The sequence below is a fragment of the Pseudoalteromonas sp. S4492 genome, from assembly GCF_005886115.1.
In the GTDB taxonomy this organism is placed as follows: Bacteria; Pseudomonadota; Gammaproteobacteria; order Enterobacterales; family Alteromonadaceae; genus Pseudoalteromonas; species Pseudoalteromonas gelatinilytica.
On sequence record NZ_PNCP01000022.1, the window covers coordinates 107582 to 119894 of the forward strand.

The window sequence follows — 12313 nt, forward strand, 5'->3', positions numbered from 1 at the left end:
GATAAAGTCCTAATACTGCTAAGGACTTGCATTGTTGAATTACTCGTTTACCACACTTTTAAGTGGGTTAACTGGCTTTGCATTGTCATCCAGTAAGTTCATATCAAAATCGAACTCATCAACACGAATCGCTTTTTCTCGTTTCTTGTTGTAATCAATCAGTTTTGCATACTCTTCTTCGTTGATAACACTTGCAACAAGTGCATTATCAAGTGTTTCTGCAAAACGAACGCCCGGCTTGATAGTCTTAGCACGCAGTGCTTTTTTAACTTTTGCAAGTAAATCAAGGCATGCCATTTTCGCTTTGTACGCTTGCTCATTGATGTGATGACCATCACCTTCAATTGGTTTAACCAAGTGAGTGATTTGCGCTTTAAATGCCGTATCCATTTGCGCTTGAGTCGCAAGTTCACGGATTAAATCATCACTGATCTTAGGCATTTTCATTGAGTAGTTCATCGTAATGAAACGCATAAATTTACGAGTACCACTTGCAGGGAAGTTATCTAAGAACTTATGCAATGCTTCTTCAGCGCTTTGTAGTGCAAAGCGAGTCGCATAGTGGAAGTAAGGCGCAGCTTGCTCACGTTCACTGCTTGCTACTTTTTGCTCGTAGTATTTAATTGATGCCATCGCCGCATACAAGAAACTCATTACGTCGCCTAAACGTGCAGATAACATTTCTGCTTGCTTAAGTTTACCGCCCAGTACCAATAACGAGAAGTCAGCGTAAACTGCAAGTTTTGCAGATAGTTTGTGCGCTGCTTTTTCGTAAGCACGTACTTCTGGTAGTGACGATTTAGCACCCGCAGTAAACGGTAATACACCTAAACGGAAAGCTCGTAAGCTGTTAGCTACACTGTAACCCACTGTTTTACGTAAAATGCTGTTGAATTCTTTATCTGCATTTTTATCTTCGCTATGGATAGACTCAACCATAGATTGCAGGTAAGGGTGACAACGCATTACACCTTGACCAAAAATCATAAGGTTACGAGTAAGAATGTTTGCACCTTCAACTGTGATTGCGATTGGTTGTGCAACATATCCACTTGCTAATGTATTTTGCGGACCATTTTGAATTGCTTTACCTGCTTGAATATCCATTGCTGAATCAAGCACGTTACGACCAATTTCTGTCATGTGGTATTTAGCAATCGCAGTAACTACAGATGGTTTTAAGCCCATGCCTAAACCTTCTGTTGTTAGAACACGCATTGCTTCTTGAAGGTAAGTTTTACCTGCGATATCAGCAAGCTTCTCTTGGATACCTTCGAATTGACCAATCGCCAGACCAAACTGCTCACGTACTGCTGCGTACTCTGAAGCACCTTTAAATGCTACTTGTGATGAACTAACACCAAGTGCCGGTAACGAAATACCACGGCCTGCACCTAAACAGCTAACCAGCATTTGCCAGCCACGGCCGATGTTCTTTTGACCACCAATGATGAAGTCCATTGGTACAAATACTTTTTCACCGCGAGTCGTACCGTTGTAAAAACGGATGCCCATAGGATCATGACGATTACCAAGTTCAACACCTGGGTGATCTTTAGGAATAAGCGCACAGGTAATACCTAGGTTTTCTTTGCCACCTAGTAAACCATTAGGGTCAACTACTTTAAATGCTAAACCTAATACTGTCGCAATTGGCGCAAGTGTGATGTAGCGTTTGTCCCAGGTAATTTCTAAACCTAACACTTCTTCGCCATTGAACTGACCACGTTTAACAACACCGATATCTGGAATACCACCCGCATCTGAACCCGCTTCTGGGCTAGTTAGTGCGAAACATGGAATATCACGACCATTTGCAAGACGTGGTAAGTAGTGATCTTGTTGCTCTTTAGTACCAAAGTGAAGTAATAGCTCACCTGGGCCTAATGAGTTAGGAACCATCACGGTTACCGCAACCGCAGAACTCTTAGTCGCGATAGTCGCAACAATTGTTGAGTTTGCATAAGGGCTGAATTCTAAACCGCCGAATGATTTAGGAATGATAAGCGAGAAAAAACGCTCTTTTTTCAAGAAATCAAGAATGTAGTCAGGAAGATGAACACCGTTTTGAATTTCAGAATCATCAATCATTGATAATAATTCTTTCACTGGGCCATCTAAGAATGCTTGCTCTTCAGCGCTCAGCTTAGCTGCTGGCACGTCACGAAGTGCATCGAAATCAGGTTTACCTTGGTAGATTGAACCTTCTAACCAAACATCACCCGCATCTAACGCTTCTTGTTCTGTAATTGAAATACTAGGTAATACTTTTTTTAATTTTGTACGTAAGCTCATAATAAACTCATCCGACCAGATAGTAATACCTACATTACGTCATAAAACGAGCAATAGATCAATTGGTCCAACCAGTTTTTTTAACATTTTTTTATATTTATTTTTTCTTTGCACGCTAAGCACTTGAATACAATGGGTTTACACGTGTACGCTCAAACGCCTTTTTTTATCCCGAAATGGTTAACAACTAAAGGCTGAAAACAAAAAGCCCAACTAAAAAGTTGGGCTTAGGTATAAATACTGAAGGAATGGCTTATAGCTCATCTTCGATAGGGAATAACGAAATAAACCACACTTGAAAGCGTCGCCACGAAGACGTTTGTGGTTCTTCATCAAACTGCTCATTACTCACTGTGTCGAGCCAAACTAAGTCATTATCTTTGAGCTCAACTTTCCAGGCATATTCAGGCATTTGCGTATCAACCCAATGGGCCAAAAAGCGGCTAAGCTTTTCGCTTTCGATTAATACGCCCATCTCGGTATTTAAATCAAGCGAGCGAGGGTCGAGGTTCATGGTGCCCACAAAAATCTTTTCATCATCAAAGGTCATGGTTTTTGCGTGTAAACTTGCTTGTGATGACCCAGTTACTTTACGCCCCGCTTTGCGCTTAATGGCCATTAAGTCACTGGGTTTTAACTCCCACAGCTTAACCCCACCTTTTACGAGATCTTCTCGGTACTTTTTATAACCAGCATGCACCGCGGATACATCAGTAGCTGCTAAAGAATTAGTCAGTACAGTGACATCAACGCCCTGCTTTGCCCAATTGGTTAGTAATTTAACGCCCTGCTCACGAGGAATAAAGTAAGGCGACACAATAATTGCTTTTAGTTTCGGCTCACCCATTTCTTTAAATAACATTGGCGACATATTGGCCGATTTTTCACTGACGTCGTTCATTACCTTATCGGGATGATCATAAAACAACACAGACTTTTGCCAATCGAATTCTATTTCATCGTGCAATAAGCGTTTTACAAAGGCGCTTTCGCGTAACTGCTCAACGTAATTACTCTGCTGATTCTGCTCAACATAGGTCGATAAGGATTTAGTGATATCAATAAGTGATTGCTCATCACGTTCACCGTGCAAATCTTCAACAGGGTAAGACAGCTGATGATTCCAATATAAATCAAATGCTTTTGATGCCTCTGGCACAATTTCGCCAACACTCATAACATCTAAATCAATAAATTCAGAATGATCTTCAGCCGAGAAATACGCATTACCTATGTTGCGCCCACCGGTGATAAAAATCCGATTATCAACGATAAAGCTCTTGTTATGCATGCGTCTAGAAAGCTGGCTAAAGTTGGTAACAAAACCAAGCGCTCTAAAACGACGGTTAGGAAATGGATTAAATAATCGAACTTCAATATTAGGGTGAACAGCCAGTGCAGCTAAATCAAGCTCACTGTCGGCTTGCGATAAGTCATCAAGCAACAAGCGAACTCTTACTCCCCTATCTGCGGCTTTTAATAAAAAGGCCGTAAATAAAATGGTGGTTTGCTGTCTGTGGTATAAATAGTACTGCACATCAATGGTGTGCTCTGCAGAATCAATGAGTGCCAACCTAGCTACAAAGGCATCGACCCCATCTGCTAAAGGATAAAACCCTGATAACCCAGGATGATTATTACCCACTGCATCTCCTATGGTACTGGGTGTATCCGCTGCAATGGCATAGCTTGGTTGAATGGACTCTCGTGAAGGTAACTGCGCACAGCCCGCGGTGATTAAAATGAGTACTGCACAAAAAAGTGATTTTGAAGAGTCTATTATCATGGCTTCCTACCAATGACCGTGTGATACACGTATCTGCTTTGTTATAACCCTAATAAATGAAGGGGTTAAAAGCAAATAAAAACTCGTAAGTATGGGGATAAATTAGAAGAATTAAACGAAGGAAAAATTGTTAAGCACGCATGCTTAAGAGCAAGTAATTAAGCTACTTGCTCAGTGATATCTGCAATTTCGATCAGTTTGCGATTAAGTATTTTTTTACAACAACCACAACACTTGCCGCACTGGCTACCCACTTGCAGCTCTTTAGATAAATCGCGCATCGTCATAGCGCCATCATCAATTGTTTGTTCGATTTTTTTATCAGTCACACCATGACATAAACAAATATACATGAATGCAAACCACTCTCATTTCTCTTGATGGTCAGCATATTAATCTAAACGGTAATAGTTCGCAATAGTGTTATAGGCAATATTTGCATAACTTTTATACCGAAATTTCCTAAATGGCACACAACTAAAAATTTTCCCTTACGATTTGGGCAGTTAGTTAAAGGCGGCTAAAGAAAAAATTTTAAACTTTTTTGAGGGGTAGTTAGTGTTGCAGTTGAATGAAAAGATCAATCATAGGCTATCGAGTAATGTGAGGCTCAGCTTATGAACACCACAGTAAAAGATTGGTATATTGTTACAGTTATGGATGTTAAGGCTCAGCAGATAATAACAGCAAGCAACTCTTGCTACGTTCTCAAGGGATGCGGAAAACGAGCTGTTATCGATTTAGACGATTTCGAAATGCTTCGCCACGGATTTTCGCCAGAGTAAATTAGGGGGTTATAAAGCTCATCGCTTCTTTTAGCCCATTAGCTTTGCCACCAAGCGGGTTTTCATCGATCAACCACTACTAAGTTGGAGCAAATAATGCCGAATGCTCGGCCTGCTGCAAAAAGCATGTCGATATTAGAACTGAGATAATTGCACCATCACCAGATAGACCTAACGCTATTCGCAAGAAAATTATCTTTCGATGCGAAGAGCATCACGATTGCGATGTCTATGAGATTGAAAAGCTTGCGCTTGTCAAAAGGTGTTTTCAAAATCTAGACGAAAATGACCTTGTTGATGGCGAAACATTTTTTAATCAATTGGACTCTGAATAGATATAGCAGCGTCTGTCTGCTTTGGCACCAAACCAAAGGAAGCGAAGCGCCAACTTCAAAAGTTAAACGCCAGATAAAAGAAAACCAGCTCCCGCTGGCTTTCTTATCCCCGTCATAACTCAGATAAATAATTTGGTAAAAACTATGACGATAATTTTGTAAACAACACTACTGACCCCATTGGTTCTACTGACCCCAGAAGTTTAGACCTCAGTTACAGCTCCTAGCAGCAGGTCATCCAGTGAACTTGCATATCTAGTCCTTTTCTCCAACGTTTATCCTCCTTGTCCTTATAACTAAAATTTGTTCCAACTATTTCAATTCGAAATTAACCACGGGTCAATCAATCGCAACTCTTTCAGTTTTAATAGTCTTAACTGTTTTTCCACTTGTAATAACTTCGACTAGGTGAGTTTTGTTTCCTAACTTAGCGAAAACATTAAAATGTCTATTTAGTAAACATTGTTGATTTAATTCAACATGGATGTGTTTTAATTCATGCATAGACTGTAGTGGTTCCTTGCTTTCTAGGGTAGACAAATCAAATTCAATCTTATTGCTGGAGCGATTAAATCCACCTTCTATTACCCCTAATGCCATCAGTAAGCTCATTGCATAATTTACTTGCTCATCCGATATGCTAGGTCCTAACGTAATAACCTTTGCTTGACTATCTTCGCTATTACGACAATATGATTCTGAATAAATTTTCTTTTCTAACGTAGTTTTATTTTCGAACGAAAAAATTTCATACCCTTTGCACCATCCGTCAGTTGTCAGTGATGGTGCAATATTTTTTACAAAAACTTCTTTTTCACTACTTTTTGTAATAGGTGATGCAAGAAGTAAATTAACAGTAACAACATAACTTATTAAATTTATTAGCTTCATTAGTAATTCTCGAACAAGGTTTTTATAGTCGAGTAGCTAGGGTTTCTAATTGAACCACCACCGCCTCCTGAGGACATTAGTTGGTTAGTGCCAATATGGTCGAACCCAAGGACGTGGCCAAATTCGTGACCAGCTGTATATTTCCCACTGTATTGTTTGCTATACCACATTTTATTTCCTCCTTGTAACGCTATTCCACGTATAAGACGAAGTTGTCTATTTTCGTTTAAACTATAGCCACACTTTGCACACGCTAAAACTGAAATGTCGCCACCTGACTCTACTATTTGTAGATCGACAGTTAATGACAGCTGTTTACCATTATCATCTGAATATGTCCCGGTCCATTGTGATTCTATAGCAGACACATAAGAATCAAGATCTGCAGCGCTAATTTCAGCACTACCGCTAATTGTTGCAACAATACTCATTGAAGTGCCATCTTCACTTTTCGTTATTTTTGAAGCTAACTTTGTGTTTTTAATAAATTCATCAACATCTTCTACTGAGTTAGAATCAAACTTTTTACCAGATGAAAACTCTCCTTTGAAGCCCGCTTCAACAGCAGTTGCAAATGCCGCACTAGTAGCACCATTAGCAAATTTTCCACCCGTTATTTTTGAAACAGTTCCTCCTATTACTGCCGAAGCTAATATTCTTAACGGTACATTACCTATTCCACCTGCGGCACCTCCAGCACCCGCCGCAATGAAACCATGCCCAAAATTCCCCCCTAGGGCTTTATTTGCTAGCCCTCCTATAATTCCCCTCGCAATAAAGGCTCCGGGGTTCATTCCTCCCGGACTAATTGCAGAAGCAACAAATCCGATAGCAGCGGCTTTCAAGCTCCCCGTCACAGCATAAGTCACGGCAGCATTAAATACTGCACTACACCATACTTGGCATCCGGGTATGAAATTAAGTGCAATACTGATAAACGATGAAAGCCATTTATTCTTGCCTATAGCTTTGAAAAGGGCCTTGAAAAAATATCCAGATGGATCTGTATAACTCATCGGGTTATTCAACACATAAGAATAACGGTTATAACTCTGTGAATTACCCGGCGCTTGAACATGCGGATCCGCCTGCAAGAACCTACCCAGCGTCGGATCGTAGATCCGACCGTTCATATGGATAATACCTAAATCCGAAATTTCTTTATGACCTGTATAACCTTTACTTTCCACGGGGCTTTGTTGATTCAACAAAAAAACTAATGAGCTACTAGTATAGAACCGATTTTGTTTCCCCCACGCATCATAGTTTATGTGCTGAACAACGCTGCCATTCGCGTCTATTACCGTCACGGTAGAGCCTAGATGGTCCTTATGCGTATATAAAGTTTTACTTTGCTTAGCATCAGTACTGTCAATTACTACAGTATTCCCAACATAGTATTTGTGTTCAACATTTCCTGAAGGCAATGTTAAACGCTCATATAGCCCTTTGAGATATAATGTTTCCACACATGGGTCAGGTCTTGCCTTTTGCAACAATCTTACTAACACGCGAATAGTGTAATTGAAAATAATCACCCAACTCATTTCTTTGCTCAACAAAGTAAGCAAACTTTCACCTTGATGTTGCTTTAGATTTTCCAAATTGAACGAACATTTTGTCGATTTAAAGCCATTCTGGAGCTTGTGCTTGCCCATCGTAAAATGCCCAACACGTTAAGAATTTCTATTAAACATTGCTTATATATGACATTGGACTAGCTAAAAAGAAATACCTGCCCCTGTTTATTTACTTTGATTGCATGACATTTTTTAAGCAATTTGACTCTGAATAGATAGAATTAAATCTGCTCGCTTTGACACCAAGCGGATATTAAGCGATTTAAAATCTTCGCCTCCCTTGGCACCAACCCAAAGGAAGCGAAGCACGAAGCGCTAAACGCCAGATAAAAGAAAACCAGCTCACGCTGGCTTTCTTCTGCACGGTTTAGGTTATTCCCAAACCACTGAAGCGGCAGATTACTTATCTACTAAAAGCTTTAAACTCTATTGGAGCAAAATAGAGCCAGTAACCATGCTGAGCATCTGAACCTTCATGCTTAAAGCTAATAAATAATTTAAATTTATCTCTAGGGCAACCAACAAACCGCTCTGTTTCTAAAGCTAAACTTAAAGCCCCTGAGTTTTTCTTTAATTCTTGATAATTGTTGCTCTCCCACAAAGCCAAAATTTCATTTTTAGCTAATTCTGTTCTTCTTAATTTGGTCAAAAGCGAGTGGTTATTACTACTGAAATAAGTCTCTTTTTGATCTAATGAAAAGACAGACTTTATAGCAACTTTATCTTCTTTCTCAGTAACGAAATATGATTTTTCAAAGTCAATTAGAGTATCTGTATTGGACCAGAACTGGATGAAAAACTTACTCTGATTCGTTGAGCAGTGTTTTGTTCCAAAAGTTAATGATTCCCATGAATCTGGGTGTATCTTAACCAACACTCCATCTTGAAAGTCAACTATTGGCCAAAGGTCTTTCCATTCGTCTTTATAGCCTACCTTTTGGTAAGAAATAGGCGACAATGAATATGTATTAACAATATTTACATGTTGACTAGTTGTACAGCCAACTAATCCAATAAGCACAACAGAGAATGTTAATATCTTCTTAACCATCAAGTTCACCACTCAAATACTTGTAGTAACTAAAACCTAATGTTTCGTAGCTCATGTAAGCAGCAGGAACAATTGTTACGCCTAAAACAACAGCATTAGTTACGTTCCATTTAGCCATCCATACATCATGAAACACAGCCATTGAGTTCATCCCCGGTGTTGTATTGGCAACTCTGGTGAAAACACTACTACCTTCGCTGTCACATGAAAAGTTAACATGTCCACCATCAAGCTTTATCTTTCCTTGATTCAATGGATTATTGGATAGCAATAGTTTAGCTTCTTCGGCAGTTAAACTGCTTAAAGATCTTCCTACTAAAGAACCTCGGGGTCAGGTCTTTCCTTTTGCCACTATCTTACTTTCACGCGAATAGTGTAATTGAAAATAATCACCCAACTCTTTTCTTTACTCAACAAATAGCGCGCACTTTAGCCTTGCTATCACTTTAGATTTGTCAAATTGAAGTAACACTTTCTCGATTTCAATCCATTCTGGAGCTTGTGCTTGCCCATCGTAAAATGCCCAACATTTTAATGATTCTTATTAGGCCATTACATAAACTCACCATTTGATTAGCAAAAGTAAAAAAGAAAGACCTATCCCTGTTTATTTTTACTAAAAATATTCGGAAGAAATCCACTCGTGAACTTTTCAAAGGCTGGTTAATAATGTTCCTATTGGTTTTTAATTCACAAAACCTGATATTTGATCCAAGCAGTTATATTCAGGGTTTGATACTGGACTTAACCTAGTTACTTTCTTAATTCGTGGGGCTCTACTCTTTTCATGACTAGAAATAACCCCCTCCACTATAAGCAATCTCTCATTGCAATGCTTAACAAAATCTTTTGTAACATCACCATAAAATGGGAATACCAAATACTCCATTGAAAAACTATCTGCACTCTCTAGATCTTTATAAAAACCTGCGAAGTTATAAAAAGCTGTTAAAGTTACTTTTTCACCTACTAATTTTTTATGACTTTCAAATAAATTACTCCAAGTTATTTGCTTATAACCATCATCCCTAGCAGATACTTGAATGGCAGAGCTTAGTGTTAATAATAAAAATATAAATTTTCTCATCTTGTTATTCTCATGTATTACTTGAACTTTGACGAGCATCAAATACATACACATTGCTTCTATCCATGAATGTAGAATCCATGTGTCTGGTCTTTCTTTTGCCACTATCATACTTCATGCTTGAATTGTGCGGCTAAAATAATCATCCAATTCTTTTCTTTGCTCAACAAATACCGCAAACTTACGCCTTGATGTTGCTTTAGATTTGCCAAATTGAAGTAACACTTTGCCGATTTAAATCCATTCTGGAGTTTGTGCTTGCCCATCACAAAATGCTCAGCATTTTGATGACTTTTATTAAACTGACCGTATTAATTTTGTTTTGCTTGGCTTGGGTTGCTCTCCAAAGTTAATTTTTCACCGGAGGTTGCTTAACAATTGCTTTATCGGAATTCTTTTGAAGCCAGCTAATTGAGTCATTATCGCCTAGCATTGCTGATTTTTTATACCAATCAACTGCTTGATTATAATATTTCTCATCACCATAGACTTCAAATCGTATGATAGAATAGATTCCTAAATATCTTGCTGATCTCGCATCACCATGACCAAATGCCTCTTCTAACATTTTTAAAGCTTCTTCGTGACCTTCCTGCTCATGGGCTAGAGTTCCAATGGCTAACTGTCTTAACGAGGGGATGTCTCCTAGCTTAGCCCCCTTGCTAAACCATTTTCTTGATTCAATATACAGGCTATTATCGGAATTATTTGCCTTATACTTTTCTAAATAAATAAACCCCAGCTGCCGATTACTTTTTACGTGTCCTTGCTCACTTGCTTTTTTTAACCATACAATTGCCTTATCAAGATTTTTTTCAAACACATCTCCTGTTTGCTGTAAATATCCCATGTTGAACTGCGCATTGATGTTATCATTCGAAGCAGCTTGCATAAGATAAGTTGCAGCTTCTTGCACTTTGTTTTCTAATTCTGGATAAGTAGTGTAAAAAATAGTAAAAACATCAAGCATAGCTTTTGTATCACCTTCATCTGCCAAGTCTTTCGCAAGCATATATTTTTCAAGTGCTGTCATATGTTTCACTTTATTTTCTTTGGCATCAGTAATAGATGTTAAACTCACTATCAATATTACGGAACAGAATACTTTTTTTAAATTCATAAATTTAGTTACCATGAAATCGTTGCTATAACTTCCATTTAAGTATCTATGGGGTCATAAGTATCTAGGGGGCAGGTATTTCTTTTGCCACTACCCGACTCAAGTTTGAATAGTGTAATTAAAATAATCATCCAACTCTTTTCTTTGCTCAACAAAGTAAGCAAACTTTCACCTTGATGTTGCTTTAGATTTTCCAAATTGGAGTAACACTTTGCCGATTTAAAGCCATTCTTGAGCTTGTGCTTGCACCATTAGCACCGACATAAATTACAGAGTCTGCTGTTAGAAAATGCGCAGTTCTACTGGGATCGGCTGCACACTTAATAGCTTTTTGTTCCGCAATAAACATGAAACAGGCAAGACGCGACCCTATTTTTCTCATTCTTTACGATAAATAATAAGTGCATCAAGCTCTTTTCTTAACTTCCTCAACATAGGGTCTGAATTATCTTCATCTAAAACAACTCCTTTTTTACCGTCGATATCGAAATACTGGCAGAATTCTTGGTTCTCTGTAATCGGACTACTAATTTTATAGCTTGTACTTTTTATCACATTATTACGTATGCGGACGTATTCAGCCTTTGTGATATAGGTAGTCCTTTTCGCCAGTCCACTTCCTGCACTGACAATAACGTAGTCACCATTAACCTTGCCAATAAACAGGAATGACTCAAATAACCAACCAGAAAAGTTATTCTGATAGTGGAAAACATACTCATTTGATTCTGCTGTTAATGATTTGTCCAACTTAACAATCAATGGAATCTTGCTTTCTTTTGGAGTACATGTGAGGTTCGTCGTTAAAGGATTTGCAAAAGAAGCAAACGATAGCAATACTAGGCATAATGTTAACGTTTTTTTAGCGTAATGGAATTTCATATGTCTTTCCTCGTCTCGGATGCAACCATGGGCTCAGGTTTTTCTTTTTGCCACAATCCTACCTACATGCGAATAGTGTAATTTAAAATAATCACCTAACTCTTTCCCTTGCTCGACAAATAGCGCAAACTTACGCCTTGATGTTGCTTTAAATTTTCCAAATTGAAGTAACACTTTATCGGTTTAAACCCATTCCGGAGCTTGTGCTTGCCCATCGTAAAATGCCCAACACGTTGATAACTTTTATTAAACCATTGCTTATAAACAACATTGGACTAGCTAAAAGGCAAAAAGAAAGACCTGACCCTTTTTAGATTTAGTAGATTTAGAGTTTTATAAAGTCTCATCACACACTACGCTAGTAACGCTTTTTCATCAAAGCCTTGCTCATGTAACTTGACTACAAGCTGTTCAAGCACCTCATCTTTTTTAGGGGCTACAGGCTGCGTTAATAGCAAAGAAGTCACATTGCCAAAACCAGGGTGCTCAAAATCAGGGTTC

Annotated in this window: 11 protein-coding genes; 1 reads left to right on the forward strand and 10 read right to left on the reverse strand. The window is 38.6% G+C overall.

The genetic code is table 11. The features are described from left to right. Positions 1 to 39: 39 nt before the first annotated feature. The 3 genes from CWC28_RS06915 to CWC28_RS06925 form a co-directional block, all read right to left on the reverse strand. Positions 40 to 2295 (reverse strand): acyl-CoA dehydrogenase, encoded by a 2256-nt coding sequence (locus CWC28_RS06915; protein WP_138624919.1) that lies wholly within the window; start codon positions 2293 to 2295, stop codon positions 40 to 42. 253 nt (positions 2296 to 2548) lie between these two features. Then, entirely contained in the window at positions 2549 to 4081 is a 1533-nt protein-coding gene (locus CWC28_RS06920) for a phospholipase D family protein (protein WP_063707731.1), read from the reverse strand. Between the two features lie 158 nt (positions 4082 to 4239). After that, entirely contained in the window at positions 4240 to 4434 is a 195-nt protein-coding gene (locus tag CWC28_RS06925) for a (2Fe-2S)-binding protein (RefSeq protein WP_054554573.1), read from the reverse strand. Positions 4435 to 4698: 264 nt separating this feature from the next. Here CWC28_RS06925 and CWC28_RS21900 point away from each other — a divergent pair, with 264 nt between their 5' ends. Further along, positions 4699 to 4866, forward strand: a complete 168-nt coding sequence (locus CWC28_RS21900; protein WP_167350253.1) for a hypothetical protein — start codon at positions 4699 to 4701, stop codon at positions 4864 to 4866. Between the two features lie 674 nt (positions 4867 to 5540). Here CWC28_RS21900 and CWC28_RS06935 read toward each other — a convergent pair. From CWC28_RS06935 to CWC28_RS06965, 7 genes are all read right to left on the reverse strand, one after another. Then, positions 5541 to 6092 (reverse strand): hypothetical protein, encoded by a 552-nt coding sequence (locus tag CWC28_RS06935; RefSeq protein ID WP_058584092.1) that lies wholly within the window; start codon positions 6090 to 6092, stop codon positions 5541 to 5543. Further along, complete coding sequence (locus tag CWC28_RS06940; RefSeq protein WP_063707733.1) at positions 6092 to 7750, reverse strand: RHS repeat domain-containing protein; 1659 nt, start codon at positions 7748 to 7750, stop codon at positions 6092 to 6094. The genes CWC28_RS06935 and CWC28_RS06940 overlap by 1 nt, the downstream gene beginning before the upstream one ends. A 325-nt stretch (positions 7751 to 8075) precedes the next feature. Beyond that, a complete protein-coding gene (locus CWC28_RS06945; RefSeq protein WP_063707735.1) occupies positions 8076 to 8723 on the reverse strand; it encodes a hypothetical protein in 648 nt (215 codons plus the stop codon). Further along, positions 8716 to 8994, reverse strand: a complete 279-nt coding sequence (locus tag CWC28_RS06950; RefSeq protein ID WP_138624920.1) for a hypothetical protein — start codon at positions 8992 to 8994, stop codon at positions 8716 to 8718. Before CWC28_RS06950 ends, CWC28_RS06945 begins: the two co-directional genes overlap by 8 nt. Before the next feature lie 414 nt (positions 8995 to 9408). After that, on the reverse strand, positions 9409 to 9915 hold the full coding sequence (locus tag CWC28_RS06955) for a hypothetical protein (RefSeq protein ID WP_138624921.1): 507 nt from the start codon (positions 9913 to 9915) through the stop codon (positions 9409 to 9411). Positions 9916 to 10159: 244 nt separating this feature from the next. Next, positions 10160 to 10930 carry a tetratricopeptide repeat protein gene (locus CWC28_RS06960; protein WP_167350254.1) on the reverse strand — a complete coding sequence of 257 codons (771 nt, stop codon included), beginning with the start codon at positions 10928 to 10930 and terminating at the stop codon, positions 10160 to 10162. A 378-nt stretch (positions 10931 to 11308) separates the two neighbouring features. After that, complete coding sequence (locus tag CWC28_RS06965; protein ID WP_063707743.1) at positions 11309 to 11812, reverse strand: hypothetical protein; 504 nt, start codon at positions 11810 to 11812, stop codon at positions 11309 to 11311. Positions 11813 to 12313 lie beyond the last annotated feature (501 nt).